Raw genomic sequence first — 21,499 nt, 5'->3', positions numbered from 1 at the left:
TTAATCATGAATGTTCTCAACAACCTGTTGAGCAAGATACATTCTCTGCGCGCGAGCCGCGGCACAGCAACTTCGCCCGACGCTGCGCGCCAACACACGGTCGATGCGCTAAACCAGAGCATCTTTCTCTTCGACACAGAGGATTATGATGGGTCGCTCTCCAAATTTTGGAAAGCGGAAACATCAGCGAGGGAAGGGAAGGTGGAAGAATTATGGACCGATTCTGAAGTCAGGCGCATCGCCAGCCGGCACGTCAATAATCTGGCTTGTGTGCTTACCGACTTCAACCATGACGACAAGGCGCTCGAACTGTTGCAATGGCAAATGAAGACGTACCCCAACGACTACGACCTGCACTACAATCTTGCGCGGCTCCGAATGCGGCGGGATGAATTCGATCATGCGACAGCTTATTACAAAAAGGCGCTTGAATGCGCATTGCAGAATCAGGACGTCGAACCGCAGAGACTGGGCCTGTGCATAAGCTGTCTGGGCGCCGCATACTACAAGTTGGGAGATAGCAGGAAGGCGGTCGCAGTCGTCGAGGAGGCCATGCGAACATTTGATCTGCCGTCTGACGTTTGCGAGATTCTCGAGGCGACCATCAGGGGATTTGCGGACGAGACAATGACGGTCATTTCCCGTGGAGGCGGCAAAAATCCGGCTCGCGAAAAGATGGTGCTCGCCAATCAGCTCGACGTAAATGGGCAGTTCTTCGAAGCATGCAGCTTCTATGAGCAGGCTTTGCGAATATCGCCGAATGATCCCGAGATACACTTCAATTATGGGGTGGCGTGCCAGAATCAGGCGGACCCCGTTCAATGGGACAAGGCGATATCGCTCTACCAGAATGCGATCCGTATCAATCCTGAATATGCGGAAGCGCACACTAACATCGGCATCGTGTATGGGAGAAAAGGAGATTTTGAAGAGGCCATCGGCCACTTTGAGAAAGCGGTCAACATCGGCCCGGAAACATTCAATTGCCGGTATTTTCTGGGAAAGTGCTGCATGGAAACCGAACAGTACGAGAAAGCGATTGAATCACTCGATTTGGCCTGCGCCTTCGAACCGGATGAAAGTATTCGCTATCAGATCCATAAAGATATGGAGATCGCATATATGCGACTGCAGAAATCAGGCTGCGCAGCGGCGCATTTGGAGGAAGCGGTACGGATAGGTGGACGAATCGGGCAGTGTGACGGTGACGATCACGCGCGACTCGCCCAGGCATTCCATGAAATGGGGCTCCTTGATGAGGCGAAAGGAGAGGCGGGATACGCATTATCTCAGAACCTGGCGAGCGAGCCTCCTCTAAAACTTATCAAAGTAGTCATTTCAACTTCGGCCGATTGCCCGGAGTCAAGAAATGAAGTCTCGCAATATGAGGAGACGAGGGCAAAGATCGGGAGCGAACCATATATCGCGCCGTTTCAGCCTGGAGGCGAACAAAGCAAAGCTGAAGGGGGACCCGCTGAAAAGCTGGGTCTGCGAGTAGTGACGCCCAAGACAATCGATAATCTGTGCCAGGGCATGGCGGCCGCAATGGGGAAAACCCTCAGAAACTCCGGAGCGATGTCCATCAAAGGAAGCACGGTTTCCCTTTCGTTTTGGTGTGATGATGGCAAATCCTATGAAGGCGTGATCAGTGAGGGAAGAGGACGGATTTTCACTGCGGCAGGGCAGCTCGTGCATGAGTTGAAGACGTCCTGAATTTTCCAAAAAACGCTCTCTCACCCCTTTCAGACTATTCTGACATCTCCCCCCGCTTTATTCATTCTCCCGGATCAGACTCAATGAAAGTACAAAGACCACCGGTAGATTGAAATCGATAACCTGTCGACGATAAACCACCACTTGACCTGGAGGCCTGCCTCCCAAAGGCAGTGATCTCGGATTGGTATGATATGCAGTTGCACCAGCTAGGCGGTCGATGGAAACCCCATAGACCCAAAGCTTATGTGTCTTTATATATTGCTGCAGATTCTTGAAGGCTTAAGTAGAACTCTTCTCTGAAGAGCAGGCAGGGTACAATTTAAGGCCCAAATAGGCAAAAGAAAGAAAGAATCCAAGTCCCTCTCATTTTCTTGGTTGCGGGGGCTGGATTTGAACCAGCGGCCTTTGGGTTATGAGCCCAACGAGCTACCTGACTGCTCCACCCCGCATCTACATTATATGGAAGGCCGTCCGGCTTGTCAAGGGGAAGCTGCATAGAATTTCACCAAAGTAACCCTGGAGACACCGCCAACGGGATGGATAGAATCCCGACGGGCGCTGCGAGCGGCCGTTGCACGACAGACAGGCCGGTTGGGAAAGCCTCTGGTTCCTGATGCCGGAAAAGCTCGCACCGCAGGTCGACGAAACGGTTCTTCACTCATAAGACGCGCTGCAATTCAATGTTCTCTGCTTCTGGGCGGTCGAAACTTTCCTTAATCAGCGAGGGAAGTTATAGTACAATCGCAGGAGGAAGCCGATTCCCGGCTTTGTTTCGGGTATTTCCTTGAATTTTAGGAATTAAATAGATATAATTCGTCATGTATTTTGGCCGTTAGTCTTTGGTGGGTGGGCATGAAAAATTCCGACGTTCGACAGCTTGAACTTGGAGGCGGTCTCCAGCAGGAGTATACCCGGGCGAACGACGACGAACTGATGCGCCGCGTCGACAAGATAATCAATGATACGACGCGCAACGTGCGCCCGTATCTGAACCGCATGGTGAAGGACGTTGAACGGCTGCTCGAGGGGAGCTTTATCAGAACCCCAAGCTCCACGTTGCTTGACGACATGGTTCAGGGTCTGGAAAAGGATATTCGAAAATTCGTCCAGGAAGTCAGGGCCCTGAAGCGCTGGAGCCAGCCGAATCCACCCGATTCTTCCTCGAATCATCTCCGATAGGAAACTCTCTTGTTATTCATGCCGCTACATGCAGGCGTCTTGCAGGAAATTGTCCCGGGGCTGGCACATGAAGTATTATGATATATCGGTTCCTATCAGCGCGACCATGCCCATATATGAAGGCGATCCCCCTGTCGAAGTGGTTCCGTTTTCGCGGATCTCGCGGGGCGACATCGTTAACGTTCTGCGGCTGAACATGGGAACGCACACGGGCACGCATATTGATGCGCCTCTGCATGTCATCGAGGGCGGCAGGAATATCTCTGAGATTCCGATTGAGACGCTGCATGGACCGGCGCTGATTATTGATACGGGCGCCGCCGAGGTCATCACGCCGGATTTTGTCGCTTCGCCGCATCTGAACGGGATCAAGAGAATTCTTTTTAAGACACGTAACTCCTCATACTGGAAGCAGCCCGGCTTCCGAAGGGATTTCACGTACCTGACAGGCGAGACGGCAAAACAATTGGCAGATCGCGGAGTGAAGCTGGTGGGCATTGATTATCTTTCGATCGAGAAATTCGGTTCTGAAGATCATGCGGCTCATCGATTGCTGCTTGAAGCGGGAGTGGTAGTTCTCGAAGGGCTGAACCTTTCGGATGTTTCGGCCGGGATTTACGAGCTTCTTTGCCTGCCGCTGCGCATTCACGATGGCGACGGTTCCCCCTGCCGCGCAATCCTTTTGGAAAAATAGGAGGCTTTATGCCGCACCGGAAAAAAGACAGGCTCAGCACAGAACGCAGAGCCGCCGCCCCCGAGGCCGATTCGCTCCGTCTGGGAACCGGCTGGACAAAGAACGACCTTGAGAAGCCATGGGCGCTCATCGAGTGTTCGGGCGGTGATTCGCACCCGTGCTCGGTCCATCTGAAATCGCTGGCGGACAATGTGCGCGACGGCATTCTGGAGGAAGGCGGCGCTCCGGCTCAATATTTCTGCACCGACATATGCGACGGAGTCGCGCAGGGAACCGAGGCGATGAATTATTCCCTCGCCTCGCGTGAGATGCTCGCAATGGTTGGTGAGCTTCATGCCAATACCGGCCATTTTGACTGCGTCGCTTTCGTCTCCGGCTGTGACAAGAGCTTGCCGGCTCACTTGATTGCGGCCGCTCGCCTGAAGATGCCGGCCATTGTTGTTCCAGGCGGGGTCATGCAGACCGGCCCGTCCGAGACGACGCTTGATATGGTGGGCACATATGCTTCCCTTTACCGGCGGCGCAAGATGACCAGGAAAGACTATCAGTTCTACCGTGAGCATGCATGTCCAAGTGCGGGCGCGTGCGCATTTATGGGGACAGCAGGAACGATGCAGATTTTGGCTGAAGCTATAGGAATGGCTTTGCCCGGATCAGCCCTTCTGCCGGCGGGCTATTTTCTGCAGAAGCGAATGGCGCGCAGTACCGGCAGGCGATTGCTTAACCTGTTTGATCGCCGCATTACGGCCGATAAGATCATGACTCAACAGGCGCTGGACAACGCTGTCATTATTCATGCCGCCATCGGCGGATCGACAAACGCCTTGCTTCATTTGCCCGCGATCGCGCACCAGTTGGGGCTCTCGTTCTCACTCCGGAAAGTGGCCGAGATAAATAGCAGGATTCCATTTATTCTGAACGTGCGGCCTTCGGGGATGCATCCTTCCAATCTTGTCTGGGCGGCAGGCGGTGTCCCGGCCATCATGTGGGAACTGGAGGATTTCCTGGCTATGGACGCGCTGACCGTCACGGGAAAGACCGTCGGTGAAAACCTTGAGGATCTGAAAAAGACCGGACATTTCGAGATGCTGCCGCGTTTCTTGGAGAATCATGCGCTTTCAAAGATCGACATCATCCGAACCGTCACGGATCCGCTGCAGGAAGCGGGTGGGCTGGCGGTTCTATGGGGAAACCTGGCGCCCGAGGGTGCGGTGCTGAAGCGATCAGCCATCATAAAAGAGATGTTAAAATTCACCGGACGCGCGCGAGTTTTCGAGAATTCCGGCGACGCGCTTGAAGCGATCTACAACAAACGGATTGTTCCCGGCGATGCGCTCGTAATTCGGTATCAAGGGCCAAAAAGTAATGGGATGCCTGAACAGTTCTACGTAACCGAAGCAATTTCCTCGGATCGGGTCCTCAATCGAAGCGTGGCGTTGATTACCGACGGCAGGTTCTCGGGCGGCTCAAAGGGCCCGTGCATCGGGCATGTCTCTCCCGAAGCGGCAGCCGGCGGTCCTATTGCAGCGGTCCAGGAGAATGATCTTATCCTGATCGACGTGGAAAACGGGCAACTGGAACTGATTGGGACGGAGGGGAAAGAGCGTTCGCCGTCAGCGATGGAGAAGATTCTGAAGAAGAGGCTAAAAGATGTGCAGCCCTATCAAGCGCCTCGTCGCTCCGGATTGCTCAAGATTTACACCGAGCGCTGCGTTTCGGCGCATCTCGGGGCGTATATGGAATAAGAGGGAAGGAGATAGCATGAACATAGCCACCCCCGAAACTATTATGTGGAAGAACGGCCGCCTGAAGATAATCGACCAGACGAAACTGCCGGAGAAGCTTCAATATATCTATCTTGATACGGTCGAGGACGTGTGGCGTGCGATCAAGGAATTGAAGGTCCGGGGCGCGCCGGCTATCGGGGTGGCGGCGGGTTTTGGGGTGCTTGTGGGCCTGAAACGCCTTCCGGCAAAGGATTCAGCTGAACTCGTTCGGAACGTGGACGACCTTGTTTCCTATCTGGCGTCCTCTCGTCCTACCGCCGTAAATCTGACGTGGGCGCTTGAGCGCATGCGCAACGTCTCGCACCGGATGCAGAAGAAACCGCTTCGGCAAATCCGTGCCGCGCTCAAGGAAGAAGCTGTCCGCATTCATGAAGAGGACAAGCAGCTGTGCAGCAACATCGCGAAGTACGGCGAAAAAATTATTCGCTCCGGCAACACGATTCTTACTCACTGCAATGCAGGCGCCCTCGCGACGGGCGGTATGGGAACGGCGCTGGCGCCCATCTTTCTCGCTCACGCAAAGGGCAAACGGGTTAAGGTGTTTGCCGACGAGACGCGCCCGCTCCTGCAGGGGGCGCGGCTGACTGCGTGGGAGCTAAAGCAGGCCGGCGTGGATGTTACGCTGATTTGCGATAACATGGCCGCGCAGGTCATGAAAGAAGGGAAAGTCGATCTGGTGATAACGGGGGCCGATCGCATCGCCGCGAATGGAGATGCCGCCAACAAGATCGGAACTTATGGGGTGGCCCTTGCTGCGAAGGCGCACGGGATTCCTTTTTACATTGCCGCTCCCAGTTCCACCTTCGATCTCTCTCTCAAAAGCGGCTCGCAGATTCCTATCGAGCTGCGCGACCCGCAAGAGATCACCCGGGGCTTCGGCAGACAGACGGCTCCCGATGATGTAAACGTATATAATCCCGCTTTTGATGTGACACCGGCTCGTTTGATCACGGCATTGATCACGGAGAGAGGAATCATTTATCCTCCATATAGGATCAACATAGCCAAGACGCTCGATCACATTGCTTCAAAATTCGGCTCTTCGATGCGCGCCGGCAAAAAGAGAAGAAACGGCTGAGAATGGCCAGGGTGATCCTCATTATTTTGGATGGCGTCGGAGTCGGAGCGCTTCCCGATGCCGCAGAGTATGGAGACGAAGACGCCAATTCCGTTGCTCATGCTGCGGCAGCCTTTGAAGGGTTCCGATTGCCGAATTTGCGGAAAATGGGGTTGGGCAATATCGCCCCGATTTCGGGAGTTCCTCCGGCACGTGAACCAATCTGCGCCTATGGAAAAATGGGCGAGGTGTCCGCCGGCAAGGATACGACGACCGGCCATTGGGAAATGATGGGCGTCGTTCTCGACGAACCTTTTCCGGTTTTCCCCGAGGGGTTCCCGGCCGATTTAATCCAAGCTTTTGAGCGGAGGAGCGGTCGAAAAACGATCGGAAATAAACCCGCTTCCGGAACACGGATTATCGAGGAACTCGGGCCGCGGCATCTTCAAACCGGTGAATTGATCATTTATACGTCTGCGGATTCTGTGTTCCAGGTGGCGGCGCACGTCGACGTGATGCCCGTGGATGAACTCCACCGAATCTGCGAGATCGCGCGCTCTCTTCTGACCGGCCCGCTGCAGGTGAGCCGAGTGATCGCGCGGCCGTTCTCGGGAGAACCCGGCGACTTCGTCCGGACGGCGGACCGCAAGGATTTTTCCGTTGAGCCGCCGGAAAGCACGCTTCTGGATTCCATTCTCGATGCAGGAATGCAAGTGCGCGGCGTTGGCAAGCTGGATGACATTTTCGCACAGCGAGGCTTTACGGCTTGCAGTCACGTTTCCAATAACACAGAAGGAATAGAATTGATCAAGCAGGAGATGCGCGCGCGCTTCGAGGGCCTTCTCTTCGCCAACCTTATCGATTTCGACATGAAATACGGCCACCGCAACGATAGCGAAGGATACGCCCGAGCGCTGATGGAATTCGATGAGGCCGCGCCCGACTATCTCGATCTCCTGTCGGACCAGGAACTGCTTATCATTACATCCGATCACGGCAACGATCCGACAACCCCGAGCACCGACCATTCGCGAGAATATGTTCCCTTGCTTGTGAAGAGCGCCCGCCGGGAACGGGGGACCTGTCTCGGTACTCGCGAGACGTTTGCGGATGTCGGACAAACAATCGCCGCTTTCTTCCGCCTTCCGGTGCTCAAGGCAGGGAAGAGCTTTTTGGGTGATCTTTTGTAGCAGCATGCAGGATAAAGACAAAATGGTGATAGCGATCGACGGTCCCGCAGGCGCGGGCAAGAGCACGATCGCAAAGTTGGTCGCGAGGCGCTACTCGCTTCTGTACATCGATACGGGTGCAATGTACCGTGCGGTCGCGTGGAAAGCGCTTGCGCGGGGCGCCGACCTTTCAAATGAGGCTGCGGTTGCGGAGATAGCGGCAGGTATGCGCATCGAGTTGCAGCCAAGCGACGAAGGAACTCGGGTGATTGCGGACGGTCAGGATATCACTTCGGTTATCAGGAATCCTGAGGTCACCGACGCGAGTTCCAGGATTGCCACGTTTGGCAAGGTTCGCGATATTCTGGTCGAGCGCCAGCAGGAAATCGGGCGCGAGCGTGGAGTCGTTATGGAAGGGAGAGACATTGGCTCGGTGGTTTTCCCGCATGCTCCGCTGAAATTTTATCTGGACGCCACGATCGAGGAACGCGCGCGCCGGAGAAAAAGGGACCTTGATCTCGCGGGACATCATGTCGAGCTCCACGAATTGGAGCGGCAGGTCCTCGAGCGCGACCGGCGCGATATGACGAGGAAAGTGGGGCCGTTGAAGAAAGCCGACGATGCCGTGGTTATCGATACAAATGATCTATCGATTGACGAGGTTGTGGATGCGGTTTCTGAACATGTCGCAGCCTTTCTGCGAGGGGCGGTGAATCAATGAAGCGCTCGATCCAAATCTCCGATCAGGCCGGCTATTGTTTCGGAGTCCGGCGAGCGCTGGACCTGGCCCGTGAACAACTCGTAAAAGAAGGCAAGCTTGTGTATTCCATTGGTCCCATAATCCATAATCCGCAGGTTGTCGCCGAATTCAAGAAAAAGGGTCTCTTGCCCGTGGAATCGCTCGAGGGGATCGATGAAGGAATTCTCCTGATCCGTTCTCACGGGGTCGAGAAGGAACTGCTCGAGGAGGCGGAGCGCAAAGGGCTCGAAATAATAGATGCGACGTGCCCATTTGTAAAAAATGCGCAGCGGATGGCGCGCCAGTTGTCCGAGGCGGGCTATCAGCTCGTGATTGTCGGCGAGGAAACCCATCCGGAAGTGAAAGGCATCCTGAGTTACGCCGGCAGGAATCCCGTGGTCGTAAATTCCATTCATCAGCTAAAAGGAAAATCAATCGGTCCGAAAGTTGGAATGCTCGCCCAGACGACGCAGTCGCTGGAGAATTTTATCGAGGTCGCGCGAGGCGTTCTCGCCGTGACGTATGAATGCCGCATTTTTAACACCATCTGTAACGCGACCGCCTCCCGGCAGGCATCCGCCGTTGAGCTTGCAGGCTCGGTGGACGTCATGTTCGTGGTTGGAGGAAAGAACAGCGCGAATACCACCCGCCTTGCCGGATTGTGCCGGGCGGCGGGTGCGGTCGTCTATCATATTGAGACTGCCGATGAGATCGTGCCGGAGATGATCGCAAACAAGAAACGAATCGGGATAACGGCGGGCGCATCCACACCCCGATCACAGGTCGACAGGGTGAAGGCAGTGCTCGAAGAGATCAACACGAACGGTTAAGATAGCCGGGCCAAAAAAGGGAGAAAGATATTGCCGGTAGAGAATGAAAAGGTGTGGGAGATTCCCCGGCCGAATAAGGAAGTAGCAACCGAAATATCCGCGGCGATCGGATGTCTGCCGGTCATCGGGCAACTGTTGCTTAACAGGGGAGTGGAATCGGCTGAAGGCGCTGCAGCCTTCTGCAATGCTTCGCTGGACGGGCTTCATGATCCGTTCCTCCTGGATGATATGGAGCGAGCGGTTGCGCGGCTGCGGCGGGCGATCAGTTGTCGGGAGAAAATCCTGGTCTTCGGCGATTATGATGTCGATGGGATATCGGGTACGGCTCTGCTTGTGCGAGAACTCGACTTGCTCGGGTGCTCCCCCTACTACTACATTCCAAACCGGCTGGTTGAAGGCTACGGCCTGAATAAGGAACGAATAGCGAAAGCCTCACAAGAGGGGATAAACCTTATCATCACCGTCGATAACGGCATGTCCAGTCATGACGAGGTCCGGTATGCGGCAAGCCTGGGGATCGACGTGATCATCTGCGATCATCATGAGCCCGACGGGAACTTGCCGGCCGCGGTTTCGGTGCTCAATCCGAAGCGCGAGAACTCAAACTATCCTTTCCGCGAGCTTTCCGGCGTCGGCGTCGCACTGAAATTGCTGACCGCCCTCTCCGGTAAATTGCCGCAGAATCTCGATTTCACCGCACTTGGCACCATCGCGGATATCGTGCCCCTTGTCGATGAAAACCGAATCCTCGCGAGGGCAGGCCTGGACATGATCAATGCCGACGGCAAACCGGCTGCGGGGTTGCTGGAATTGTTCCGCGTTTCAGGATTGGAGGGGAAACGGATCAACTCGGGGAATGTCGCCTTTCAGTTGGCGCCGAGATTGAATGCGGCCGGCAGGCTCGGCTCCGGGCATCTTGGGGTCCAGCTTCTGCTCACCACTTCGCAGGCGCTGGCGCAAAGGATTGCGCGCAAACTGGACGAGGATAACCGAAACCGCCAGGCGATCGAGATGGAAATTCTCGCGCAAGCCCTGGAAAAAGTCGAGAACGAATTTGATCCCGCGCGCGACTTTTCCATCGTCCTTTCCGACAGCCGATGGCATCCGGGTGTGATCGGCATAGTCGCGTCGAAGATCGTGGAGCTATATCATCGACCCGCCATTCTGATTGCGATGGGCGATCAAGTCGGCAAAGGGTCGGCCAGGAGTATCCGCCATCTTCACATGTGCGACGCGCTTCGCCAATGTCAGCAACATCTGGTCGGCTTCGGAGGCCACCGATTTGCCGCAGGCCTCACCGTCGAGGCGGCGAAATTCTCTCTGTACCGGGACGCCTTCGAGCAGGTCTGCAAAGGAAAGCTAATGGAGCAGGATCTACGGCCGGTCGTGCGGGCGGATGCAACGCTGGCGCTGGACGAGATCTCTTCGGCCCTTATCGAGCAACTCGAACTCCTGGCGCCTTTCGGAAATGCCAATCCGACCCCCGCGTTTGCATCTTTGGGCGTCTCGGTCGCCGGCAGCTCGGTTCAGGTGCTTCGTGGTAAACATCTGAAGTTCGCAGTCCGACAAGGCAAAAAGGTGCTTCCCGCTATAGGGTTCAGGATGGAACAGTATGAGCATACGCTCAAGGAACGTCCCCTGCTCGATATCATTTACACGCCCCAATTTAATACGTATAAAGGGCTAACCTCCATTCAGCTTTCCTTGCGCGATGTGCGTCCGCACCGGCAGGATTGAAAGCTGGTTTTTCGTTCCGCTCGGACGCCTCCCGGCGCTTTGACAGTGGAAATCAGAAGGTGTATGATAGGGACAGGAGTCAATTAAGGGTAAAATTTTCACGCTATGAACGAACTCGCCGCAATTCTGAAAGATTCGAAAAAATTCAGCCGGAGAAACGATCTCAAGCTGATCGAACGGGCATATACGTACGCCGCGAAAGCACACGAAGGACAAATGCGGCTGTCGGGCGACCCTTTCATGAGCCACTGCATCAAGGTCGCCGAGACACTTACTTCCCTCAGACTCGATTCGACCACCATCGCAGCCGGGCTGCTTCATGATGTGCTCGAAGATACCCCCCACACCAAAGAGGAGCTCGAAGAGGAATTCGGCGAAGAGGTAGCACGCCTCGTGGAGGGCGTTACTCACATCGGCCGGATCAAATTCAAGAGCAGCGAGGAGCATCAGGCGGAAAATATCCGGAAAATGCTCATTGCAATGGCGAAGGATGTCCGCATCATCCTGATAAAACTTGCCGACCGCCTGCACAACATGCAGACGCTCAAGTACCTTCCGAAAGACAAAATCCAGTCCATATCGACCGAGACCCTGCAGATATACGCTCCGCTGGCGCATCGGCTCGGCATAGCGAAAATCCGCTCTGAGCTCGAAGATCTCTCGCTGCATTACCTGCAGCCGGAAACATACTATGAGCTGGCCCAACAGATCGCGGAGAAAAAAGCCCAACGCGAAAACGAAATACAGGAATTATGCCGGGTCCTCAACAATGAATTGAAGCGAGCGGGAATAAAAGCGGAAGTGACCGGCCGTTCAAAGCACTTCTACAGCATTTATCGGAAAATGGTGGACCAGCGCAAGAATCTGGACGAGATTTTCGATCTTCGGGCGCTTCGAATCATCACCTCCAGTTTGCGCGAATGTTACGGCGCCCTCGGTATCGTACACACGTTATGGACGCCGGTCCCGGGTCGATTCAAGGATTACATCGCGATGCCCAAGATGAACATGTACCAGTCGCTGCACACGACGGTGCTCGGTCAGAAGGGCGAGCGCATCGAGGTGCAGATCCGGACGGCCGACATGCATCGGATTGCGGAGAATGGGATTGCGGCTCATTGGCTTTACAAGCGAGGGACAGACTCGGAGGCTCGTTTTGACGAACGCCTGGTATGGCTGAGGCAGTTGCTCGAATGGCTCCAGGACCTGAAGGATCCAAAAGAGTTCATGGAGAACCTCAAGCTCGATCTGTTCTCCAGCGAGGTGTATGTCTTCACTCCAAAAGGAAAAGTCATCGAACTGCCCGCCGGATCGACCCCGATCGATTTCGCTTATGCCATTCATACCGATATCGGCAACTCGTGCCGCGCCGCGAAAGTGAACGGGCGAATGGTTTCTCTCAGGTATCGCCTCAAACAGGGCGATGTCACCGAGATCATGACCTCAAAGAAACAGACGCCAAGGCGCGATTGGCTCGATTTCGTGCAGACCTCCAGAGCCCGCAGCAAGATCAGGCACTGGCTCAGGGTTCATGAAAAAATCGAAGAGGAACCCGAGGAGAGAGAAGAAGAGGCGCCGCGCATCCAGAAGCAGCCGGATGTCCAGCGAAAAGCGACGTCCCGCGACAACGTCGACGTGGGAATAGGCGATGTGTCGCACATGCTTACGCGTTTTGCGAAGTGCTGCAATCCACTGCCCGGCGACAAGATCATCGGCTACATAACTCGCTCGCGCGGTCTTTCGGTGCACCGTGAGGGTTGCCCGAACGTGTTGACCGACGATCCCGCCCGCTTGCTGACCGTGAATTGGGGAGGAAAGATCCAGGCCAGTTATCCCGCCGGAATCAGGGTGAAGGGTACCGACCGCCCGCATCTGCTTGCCGATATCCTCGCCTCGATTCGCGAGTTGAATGTCAACATCAACGCCGCAAATGCGTATATCAGGAAGGACGGCTCCGCCGTCTGTGATTTCGTCATCGAGGTGACCGATCAGAGTCAGCTTAACAGCATCATCTATACGATCAGGAAAGTGGATGGGGTTTACAGCGTTAAGCGGTCGGCTGTAGCCGGCGGCGTCTAGGAGGGCGTCTCCACATTCTCTTCCGCCGTTACCGCGGCCGTACTTTCCGCCAATACTTCTTCTTTTTGACCCATCAAACGCTGGACCAGCGTCTGAACCGACTGTGAGGCGGCCGAATTCGGCTGGAGCACGCTGAACGGAACCATCTTCTTGGCCGCTGCACGAACTGATGTATCCTCCGGAACATGACCAAGGCAAGAGGCTTTCACCGAGAGATATTTCATGATGATGGCTCTCAGTTTTTCACCCAGTTTCGCGTCGCTTTCCGATGAGGTCATGTTCACAATGATGTTGGGCTGGAAGCTCGAAAGCATCGATTTTGCCTTCAGCCAGCTCTCGGGGTCTGCAATTGCCAGTTCTCCAAGCAGGTCCTTGATTGCGGGAATACCATTCTGCGAGTCCGGATTCATTCCCCGCTTGACCAGGTCCATCACGAGCGGGAACTGGCGAAACATAATATTGAATCGCCTATAGACGACGTTCTTCACGAATCCGTAGCTGTTGATGATCGACGTCGGTTCGGGTACGGTCACGAGGATGCCTTTGTTGGTCATCGAGAAGAAATCCATCACGTCGTAAGAACTGCCCGCCCCTATATCGACGAGAATGATGTCGGCCTTGAGCGACATCACGCTGTTGATAATCTTCATTTTTTGGGCGAATTTCGGATTGGCCAGGCTGGGAACATTGCCCGCGCTGCTGATGAAGCGCACTCCTTCGTAATCGGTCGGCAGAACGACCTCCTCCATCGATTGTACCTTGCGGGAAAGGTAGTCATTGATGACGAGGCGGGGCGCCTGTATCCCGAGGTAGGTGTGCAGGTTTGCTCCGCCGAGATCTGCATCGACAAGAATCACGTTCTTGCCGGCCCTCCCGAATTCGAGCGCAAGACCGGCGGCAATTATGCTCTTGCCGACGCCGCCTTTACAGCCGGCGACAGTGATCACTTTTTTTGACTGGATAGGCGAACCTTCCATTGGCGATCGCTCAGTCATTCTCGTCATCCTTTTTCCCTGCCGATAAAAATGAGGTCTTCAAGCTCATCGATATCCATCTTTTCAATTGAAACGGCTGCCGGCGGCTTCTGATCCGTCCGCACCGCTTTCTTTAAATCGCCAAGCATGCCGCTCATTTTCGTCGAAAGAATCTCCTGCTTCTCGTGGAGTTGGAGCAGTTTTCTTTTCAACCGCTCGACCTCTTCCAACTGGACGGGAGTTTTCACCCCACTCTGCCCATTGCCGGCGGGCCCACCGATTTTTTCCACTGCGGTCCTCTTTGGAGGATCGAGTTGCGGGGGCGGAGGAGGCGGCTGATCCGATTCCAACAGTTCGCGCGCGCTCTTCATTTCGGCATCGGGAATAATTACATCTTTTATGTTCGCTTCGTCGGCCCCGATCGGTATCACTTCTATCTCTATTTCCGGCGGCTCTTCAACGGGCGGAACAGCTTCGTGAGGCCTGAAAGGTATGACCTCCGCATCTGTTTCTGACTCAATGGGTGGAACGGCTTCAGTTTCTTCGACGGACGGGGCTGAATCGGCTTCTATCAGATTTTCGTCCGCATGTATTGGATCGATTCGGAGGGGGGCCGATTGCTCAGATGTCCCTAAAAACTCCGCCTCATCCTGCCGTTCCTCACTCGCTCCGGGATACTGTTGCCCGTCGATAAGGCCGGCAGTTTCAAAAATATTATCGATCTCGATAATGGAGACCGGCTGTTCGTCGAAACCAGGTGGGCCCTCAACCTCGGAAGCAGAATTTTCCTCCACAGGCTTCATTCGGGCCATCAGGCGTTGATACCGGCCATTCCATTCCTCCAGTTCATTGACGTTTAACATGCGGATTCCCGGCGCGGCGTCCCCGAGGGCATCTTTGAAAATGATCACGAAATCTTTGATGACGCTTACTCCTTCTTCATCGAAATCGAGTCTGCCATCGAGAACTGTGTCGAGGTATGCGAGCACCTGGCCTGAGCCCTGCGCAAGCTCCTCTTCTTCCGCTTTTTCAGCCTCGCCCCTCAGGGCGGATACGATTGTCTTGGCCTTTTGCAGGAGCCAGTTGCACTCGATCTGCTGCTGGAGCGCAAGCTCGATGGATTGCAGGTTTTTCTGAAGCGTAATCAGATGCATGAAGATTCCGCCGCTTTTTTTCGGCTGTGCCGCCGGTCGTGCGGTGGAGGCCTGCGGACGGGGCGAGGCTTGGGAAACGGCTTCCTTTTTCTGGAACCACTTCAGGGGATTGACGGGGAATTTCGCCATGAGCAGTGTCCTCTTGGAATGCGGCTACTGGATATTGTGGGGCACGCCTCTCAAAAGTCCCCCTATTGTGCAAATTATACAGCAGCAAAATTGAAAAGTCAAAAACTTTCGCGAGGGCCCTGCGACCGCAGGATATTCTGAAGAGAAAAAAAGTTAATGGTAGATCCGCCGGAATTTAAGTCGCCGGTCAACATCGCCGATTGCGCTGTGGTTTCTTGCGCGGGAAAGCGGGAAGTCCCGGCCAGAGTATTTTAGATACTGAGCTGGCTGATGACGTTCTTTAAGGCTGCCGCCGATCTCTCCAGTCCTTTGAGTTCGTCCTCGGAGAGGGTAGCCTGCAGGATGCGGCTGACACCGTTTTGATTGATTACCGCCGGCACGCTCAGTGCGACGTTCGACAGTCCGAATTGTCCCTCCAGCGGTATCGAAACGGTCAAAACACTGTTTGAATCTCGGACGATCGCGCCGACGATATTGTCGAGCGCAAGGCTGACGGCGAAATTTGTGGCGCCCTTGTACTCGATAATATGGTAGGCCGAATCGCGGACGGCATCCGAGATGCGTTTCCGCTCTTCGACCGAGCAGTTGATCTCGCAGGCGGAACAGAACTGAAGGATCGGGATTCCGCCGATGTGGGTGAGGCTCCATGCGGCCACCTCGCTGTCGCCATGCTCGCCGAGGACGTATGCGTGCACGTTGCGCGGGTCAATGTTGCAATGTTCGCTCAACATATAGCGGAAGCGCGCGCTATCGAGCACGGTGCCCGACCCGATCACCCGATTTGCCGGCAGGCCCGAAACCTTATGCGCCACATACGTGAGGATATCCACCGGGTTTGTGACCATCAGGAGGATCGCGTCGCGGGTATACTTGAGGATGTTGGCAACGATCTGCTTGCAGATTTCGGTGTTCCTCTGCACGAGGTCGAGCCGCGACTCGCCCGGCTTCTGCTTCGCTCCGGCCGTGATCGCGACAATTGCGGCATCGGCGCAGTCGGCGTAATCGCCGGATCGAATCTCGACGTGCGGGGCGAAGAACAGGCCGTGATTAAGGTCCATCGCTTCGCCCTCGGCGCGCTCTCGATTCGCGTCAACCAAAACGATCTCGCCGAACAGGCCGACTCGCACCAAGGTGTAGGCGAACGTCGAACCGACCGCGCCCGCGCCGATAATCACGATCTTCGCTCTTCGCACCATGCTTAATTATGCATTCAAAGTGGGAAAATGTATGGGGTCAACGGGGAGGATTTGTCGCGACATCGCAGAATTGAGAAATGAGAAGAGCGCAAGTGGGGTGGGATAAGGCGTTTCAAGGGCTGACCGAATTCACTTCAATCGATCTGGTTCACAGTCGCTTCAGATACCTTTCTGCGGCGCATCTTTCGAACTGAAACCCTGAGACCCTCGCCTTCAATGACGTCTCCGCCTTTCGGCAGGCGCTCGAGTTTCTGCACGCACCATTCGTGCAGATTCGGGCTGCGCTTTACTTGAGGGACCGGTTGCGGCTGTTTGCCAAGCTTGTCCATAATCGCGTCCATCGAAGCGCCGCCTCCCGCGATGAGACCGGAACTGTAGGGATGAATGTAGGAGGGCATCCGGTCATATTCATCCTCAATTTCACCCACCAGTTCCTCCATGATGTCCTCGAGAGTGACGAGACCGGTGACTTTATTCTCGTTTGACACAACAAGAGCGATATGATTTTTTTCGCGAATCAGATGTTCGAGCGCCTGTGAGAGAGGCACATTCTCATTGAATCTTGCAATAGGCCGCGCGATTCCGCGGACGGTGGGATCCGAAGGGTTCATCCTTATTGCATTGGCGATATCCTTGAAATTTACATAACCGACTATGGTCTGAGGGTCGTCTTCCGCTTCAGACACGGGAAAACGCGTGTGCATGTCGAGATGCGCTTTAATAAATGCCTCGTTCAACGTGGAGGTTAAAGCGAGCATGGATATCTCCGAAGCCGGGATTGCCGCATTCGAGACCGGACGCATCGAGAGCTGGGCCGCCGACAGGACGATTTTTTCCTCGCGTGCGCCGATAAGGCTCAGACTGCGCGCCAGGGTGACGGCCGCCCTGATTTCATGAAGACCGTGTTCCCTCATCTCTCGCTGGCTTTTCAACGCCGGAGAACCCAAGCTGGCGACTTTCTTTACGACGAACTCAAAGACGAAAATGACGGGATAAAAAATGAGCCAGAAGACTTTCATGAATGGGGAAAGCTTCAGGCACACGAGTTCTTTATTCTGGAGAGCAAAAACTTTCGGAACAAGTTCGGCAAAGACAATCGTGAAGCTGCTTAATGGGATTGCGAGGCATGCAAGCGCCAGTATCTCGGCCAAGCGTTCGGAGACATCGAGAGTACGCTCCAGATAAGGAGCCAGCACTTCCTCAACGCCTGCCCCTCCCGCTGCAGCCGCGATGACTCCGGCCAGAGTGATCCCGACCTGAACAACGGCCAGGCTTGCCTCCAGGCGGTCTTTCATGAAGACGGCCGCACGGGCGCCTTTCCTTTTCTCCTGAAGGAGAGCCGTCAAGCGCGACCGCGACACGGATGCAAGCGCCATCTCGTAAGCCGCGAATATGGCGTTAAACACCAGCATTATGCTGATGACGGTCAATTCAAAGCCGAATATCATCTTTGTCTCACAACATCAACCCCTTGTTGCCTCGCGAAACAAAGAGCAATCGGGGAGCAAACGCTACGGCGCCTTGAGAATCTGAATGTCAAGGTTCGAGTCTGAAATCTACCCCTCGATGCCCGCCGCGCGCTTTGCCATTGCCGAGTACTCCGCCAGCGGCGACTCGTACAGAATCATCATTTTCTGGGCTTCCATTGAGCCTTCGGCATGGACCGTGGTGACTTCCATGTGCCCGTGCTCGGCGGACGCGACCATTCGATGCGCAAGCTCGATCAACCGCAGCCGCTGCTCGGTCGTGAATTTTTCTGAGCCGCCCAGATAGTGCTCCAGGTACTCGTGAATCTCAGGATTCGTCCAATCCTTATAGGTCGGCGCGGTCGTGATGATGCCGCCGCTGATATCCTGGATCAGCTTGATGACGTGATGATAATTCGATGCGAAATGCAGTTTCGCCATGTTGCAAATCAGCGGGTTCGGCACCGCGATGTCGCCATGCATGACCGGGTCTTTTGCGGCCGCCTTGGTGAGCGCCTTCAAAGTCTCGACGTAGGCGGCCAGCTCGGAGAGCTTCCCGCGGATATGGCCCACGCGCTCTATTCCGTTTGCCTCGGCCATGGCGATGCCGACGCCGGCCATCAGTTCCACAATCGGAATCTTGTAGCTGATCGCGGTGAACCGGTGGAACGTGGCGAACGTGTACGCGAGCAGCATCGAGAACTGCCATTCGCCGCACATGAAGACGCGCTCCCACGGCACAAAAACCTTGTCGAACACGATCATCGCCTCGGAGAGGCCGCGCACGGGAACGTCGGACGGAAACTCCAGCGGGCTGCGCTCGGCGCGACCGGGCCGGCAAATCATGGTGACGCCTTCAGCGTTTGCGGGAATGGCGAAAGCAAGAGCATAATCTGCCTCGTCCTCGCGCATCTGGCGGGTAGGCGTGACAATGATTTCGTTTGCGACCGGCGCGCTTGTAATGTGCAACTTGCAGCCGGAAACGACGATGCCGTCCTTCTTCTTTTCGACCACATGCGTGTAATAGTCGGGATGTTTCTGCTTTGTCGGCGGTTTGCTGCGGTCTCCCTTCGCATCGGTGATCGCTCCGCACATCGCGAGATCGTTCTTCTTCAGATGGCGAAGATAATTCTTCGCGTTCTCCTTGTACTCCTCTTTGCCCATCTGGTCGGCGACCGTCATGACCGCATTGAGGCAGTCGGTGCCGACGTCTTTTCCGAACGGCAATCCCCCCGTCAGCCGGATCGACTGCGCGATCATCTGGCTGCGCTTCTCGAGATCGTCAAATCCCTTGGGGGTCGTGAAGAAGCGGCTGATATCCTCGCCGGTCTCCTCATCCTTTGCGACAAACAGGTTCCTGACCTCCGGGTCCTCGCTCTCGGTCAGGACAAAATCCTGTGCGACCGTCTCGGTCGCTATCTTGAGAAGCCGGTGCTTGGTTACGTCCTCGACCTTCTCGCCGAGGATGAACACCCGCCGCCCGTCCCTTAGACTCTGTCGATATTGCTCCGCAGTTCTTAACGCCATGGGTCTGGCCTCCTCTCGGTCTTGCTAAAATGAGCCGCATCGTTCCGGTAGTGAGACGCCTTATTATATGTCTTGCATAAGAGGTGGTCAATAGTGGCGGTCGATATTGTCTGAAATAGGGGAGTGAGGAATGAGGTGACTCAGCACCCGGGGCGGTAGTAATAGAGGCCGGAGCGGGGATGTCGCTCACGCGAGGTGTAGGTGAAGCCACGCGCGGCGCGTGGTCGGCCCGGTCTCCTGCTTGATGTTGCCGAAGGCATCGTAGCGGTAGCTTTTCATAATCGCGCCGTTGAAGGTGATCAGCTCGGTGACGCTCCCCTGATGATTCTTCAGATACAGGTAATCGGCGCCATCATACCGCGCGATCAGCGGGTCGTCAATGCCTAAGGGATGTATCCAAAAACGATATATAGATTTCGTGTAATCTTTGTGAAGTAGATTGCCGCTTCCAATTGTGCGGATAATTCTCGCTCTTACTCAAGAGTGGAGCTTATTAAGCTACGAAAGAAATCGAATGTCTCATTTTCAGTTAACTGGATGTAGGACTTAAGGTATTGTTTTCTTTCAAGTTCAGGGATAGCCTAATGAAAATGATTCATTTTGAGGAACCAATCGTATCTCAACCACGTAACTTAACATCTTTTTCCTTGTCCAAAAATTTCTAAAATAAAATATCCTAGCCCGTTCGTACCGTATCTCCAGAAATCGTGGTTCCCTCCATGTTACTCTTAAATCCCGGACTTTGTCAGCCGTGAAAACTTCATCTTCTTTCTCCGGCACATGCCCCTTAGGCACTAGGAAAACGTGATAAACAAAAGAAGTCGTCGCGCCCGCATCTGATTGCGTTATTACGGCGTCAACAATCATATGCGGCGCTATGTCTGGGGAGGAAACTCGCTCGATCTCTTCTACTCGCACGGGTGCATGTAAAATGCCTGCGAGAAACATAAAGATCAAAAACCCAGCAAGGACAAGAGCAGCCAGTGCGGTGTAAATTATCTTGTGCTTCAAACTTTAATCCTCTTCTTTATCGCCTTCGGGACAATTTTTTCTTCTCTCATAGTCGATTATACCTAGTTGAATATATAATTGATCCTTGGGATCATCACCGTAAGGAGGTCCTCCCCACCAGTGCCCCCACGCAGGATCGCTCTCTTCCTGGACAAAGCCAGCAGCTCTGAGCAATAAACCTTCTGGCCAAAATTGTTTTCCTGTAAATCCATAGTTATAGTTACCGAAATTTTCATATTTCTCAAAGCCTAACTGTTTATAATCCCATTTTCCCCCTTTCTTGACGTGATTAATCCAAAAGGAGATTCCGTTGCTTCCTGCTTCGATTAGGTTTTCCTCGACATTGACACCTGGGGGAGCCGCCGGAGCCACTAATCCTCCAGTACCGGGAGTTAATCTCGCGATTCCGGAAAGTCCTAACGGATCATTCCAATTCACCGGATCATTTTCCACGTACGCATACAAATTCACGCCCCCGAGATAACCGATGGGGTCGGTGGTGATGAAGCGGCCCAGGTCGGGCGAGTACCAGCGGGCGCGGTAGTAGTAGAGGCCGGAGCGGGCATGGCGCTCGCGCGAGGTGTAGGTGAAGCCACGCGCGGCGCGTGGTCTCCTGCTTGATGTTGCCGAAGGCATCGTACCGGTAGCTTTTGGCAATCGCGCCGTTGAAGGTGATCAGCTCGGTTACGCTCCCCTGATGATTCTTCAGATACAGGTAATCAGCGCCATCATACCGCGCGATCAGCGGATCATCAATTTCCGGCCCGTGCGTGAAGCCGGCAATCAGTGAATCGCTGGCGTCAAGCTCGGCGATAAGATCGAGCCCGTCGTACGCATAATGCATCTCGCCGGTTATCTGGCCGAGTCCGTCCTTCTCGGTGGTCTTCAGTCTCCGTCCCAATGCGTCGTACACGAATTCCGTGGTTCCGCTGTTACTCGGGTACGTGATCCGGACAAGCCGGTTCTCGTAGTCGTATTCCATCGCGGTGGTTCCCGCGGCGGTGGTTCGACTCGTGAGGTTCCCATTCAGATCATAAGCGAATTCGGCAATCGGA

Annotated in this window: 19 protein-coding genes and 1 tRNA gene; 11 read left to right on the top strand and 9 right to left on the bottom strand. The window is 54.8% G+C overall.

Annotated features, from left to right (window positions below; genetic code table 11):
* Positions 1–6 precede the first annotated feature (6 nt).
* Positions 7–1,713, top strand: coding sequence for a tetratricopeptide repeat protein (locus C4520_01400; protein ID RJP26017.1), 1,707 nt, complete (start codon positions 7–9; stop codon positions 1,711–1,713).
* A gap of 375 nt (positions 1,714–2,088) precedes the next feature.
* Here C4520_01400 and C4520_01395 read toward each other — a convergent pair.
* A tRNA-Met gene (locus tag C4520_01395) sits at positions 2,089–2,165 on the bottom strand.
* Positions 2,166–2,568: 403 nt separating this feature from the next.
* Between C4520_01395 and C4520_01390 the strand changes: the two genes are divergently transcribed.
* The 9 genes from C4520_01390 to C4520_01350 all read left to right on the top strand — a co-directional run bounded on the left by C4520_01390 (position 2,569) and on the right by C4520_01350 (position 12,987).
* Positions 2,569–2,895: a hypothetical protein gene (locus C4520_01390; GenBank protein ID RJP26016.1), complete on the top strand. Its 327-nt coding sequence runs from the start codon at positions 2,569–2,571 to the stop codon at positions 2,893–2,895.
* Positions 2,896–2,923: 28 nt separating this feature from the next.
* The gene (locus C4520_01385; GenBank protein ID RJP26015.1) at positions 2,924–3,589 is read left to right on the top strand and encodes a cyclase family protein; all 666 of its coding nucleotides are present in this window, start codon (positions 2,924–2,926) and stop codon (positions 3,587–3,589) included.
* A gap of 8 nt (positions 3,590–3,597) precedes the next feature.
* Positions 3,598–5,334, top strand: a complete 1,737-nt coding sequence (locus C4520_01380; GenBank protein ID RJP26014.1) for a dihydroxy-acid dehydratase — start codon at positions 3,598–3,600, stop codon at positions 5,332–5,334.
* 16 nt (positions 5,335–5,350) lie between these two features.
* Positions 5,351–6,454: an S-methyl-5-thioribose-1-phosphate isomerase gene (gene mtnA / locus C4520_01375; GenBank protein RJP26013.1), complete on the top strand. Its 1,104-nt coding sequence runs from the start codon at positions 5,351–5,353 to the stop codon at positions 6,452–6,454.
* A gap of 2 nt (positions 6,455–6,456) precedes the next feature.
* Entirely contained in the window at positions 6,457–7,623 is a 1,167-nt protein-coding gene (locus C4520_01370) for a phosphopentomutase (GenBank protein ID RJP26012.1), read from the top strand.
* Positions 7,624–7,627: 4 nt separating this feature from the next.
* The gene (locus C4520_01365; protein RJP26011.1) at positions 7,628–8,323 is read left to right on the top strand and encodes a (d)CMP kinase; all 696 of its coding nucleotides are present in this window, start codon (positions 7,628–7,630) and stop codon (positions 8,321–8,323) included.
* Positions 8,320–9,171: a 4-hydroxy-3-methylbut-2-enyl diphosphate reductase gene (ispH, locus tag C4520_01360; GenBank protein ID RJP26010.1), complete on the top strand. Its 852-nt coding sequence runs from the start codon at positions 8,320–8,322 to the stop codon at positions 9,169–9,171. Before C4520_01365 ends, ispH begins: the two co-directional genes overlap by 4 nt.
* A gap of 27 nt (positions 9,172–9,198) precedes the next feature.
* The gene (recJ, locus tag C4520_01355; GenBank protein ID RJP26009.1) at positions 9,199–10,908 is read left to right on the top strand and encodes a single-stranded-DNA-specific exonuclease RecJ; all 1,710 of its coding nucleotides are present in this window, start codon (positions 9,199–9,201) and stop codon (positions 10,906–10,908) included.
* 105 nt (positions 10,909–11,013) lie between these two features.
* Entirely contained in the window at positions 11,014–12,987 is a 1,974-nt protein-coding gene (locus C4520_01350) for a bifunctional (p)ppGpp synthetase/guanosine-3',5'-bis(diphosphate) 3'-pyrophosphohydrolase (GenBank protein RJP26008.1), read from the top strand.
* On the opposite strand, the gene C4520_01345 is transcribed toward C4520_01350, so the two are convergent.
* The 5 genes from C4520_01345 to C4520_01325 form a co-directional block, all read right to left on the bottom strand.
* A complete protein-coding gene (locus C4520_01345; GenBank protein RJP26007.1) occupies positions 12,984–13,991 on the bottom strand; it encodes a MinD/ParA family protein in 1,008 nt (335 codons plus the stop codon). The two genes, C4520_01350 and C4520_01345, sit on opposite strands and share 4 nt — an antisense overlap.
* Entirely contained in the window at positions 13,988–15,244 is a 1,257-nt protein-coding gene (locus C4520_01340) for a hypothetical protein (protein ID RJP26006.1), read from the bottom strand. Before C4520_01340 ends, C4520_01345 begins: the two co-directional genes overlap by 4 nt.
* 251 nt (positions 15,245–15,495) lie before the next feature.
* A complete protein-coding gene (locus tag C4520_01335; protein ID RJP26005.1) occupies positions 15,496–16,440 on the bottom strand; it encodes an L-lactate dehydrogenase in 945 nt (314 codons plus the stop codon).
* Positions 16,441–16,574: 134 nt separating this feature from the next.
* Positions 16,575–17,888, bottom strand: coding sequence for an HlyC/CorC family transporter (locus C4520_01330; protein RJP26004.1), 1,314 nt, complete (start codon positions 17,886–17,888; stop codon positions 16,575–16,577).
* 108 nt (positions 17,889–17,996) lie between these two features.
* Positions 17,997–19,433: a 4-hydroxybutyryl-CoA dehydratase gene (locus tag C4520_01325; protein RJP26003.1), complete on the bottom strand. Its 1,437-nt coding sequence runs from the start codon at positions 19,431–19,433 to the stop codon at positions 17,997–17,999.
* A 201-nt stretch (positions 19,434–19,634) separates the two neighbouring features.
* Between C4520_01325 and C4520_01320 the strand changes: the two genes are divergently transcribed.
* Positions 19,635–19,820, top strand: coding sequence for a hypothetical protein (locus tag C4520_01320; protein RJP26002.1), 186 nt, complete (start codon positions 19,635–19,637; stop codon positions 19,818–19,820).
* A 183-nt stretch (positions 19,821–20,003) separates the two neighbouring features.
* Here C4520_01320 and C4520_01315 read toward each other — a convergent pair whose 3' ends face one another.
* The 3 genes from C4520_01315 to C4520_01305 form a co-directional block, all read right to left on the bottom strand.
* On the bottom strand, positions 20,004–20,444 hold the full coding sequence (locus C4520_01315; protein ID RJP26001.1) for a hypothetical protein: 441 nt from the start codon (positions 20,442–20,444) through the stop codon (positions 20,004–20,006).
* A gap of 3 nt (positions 20,445–20,447) precedes the next feature.
* On the bottom strand, positions 20,448–21,080 hold the full coding sequence (locus C4520_01310; protein RJP26000.1) for a hypothetical protein: 633 nt from the start codon (positions 21,078–21,080) through the stop codon (positions 20,448–20,450).
* Positions 20,887–21,499, bottom strand: a 613-nt coding sequence (locus C4520_01305) for a hypothetical protein (protein RJP25999.1), incomplete at its 5' end; no start/stop codon positions are given. The genes C4520_01310 and C4520_01305, both read right to left, overlap by 194 nt.

The sequence above is a fragment of the Candidatus Abyssobacteria bacterium SURF_5 genome (genome assembly GCA_003598085.1).
GTDB lineage: Bacteria > Abyssobacteria > SURF-5 > SURF-5 > SURF-5 > SURF-5.
The sequence above is the reverse complement of the archived record's forward strand: the minus strand, read 5'-3'. Positions and strand labels throughout refer to the sequence as shown.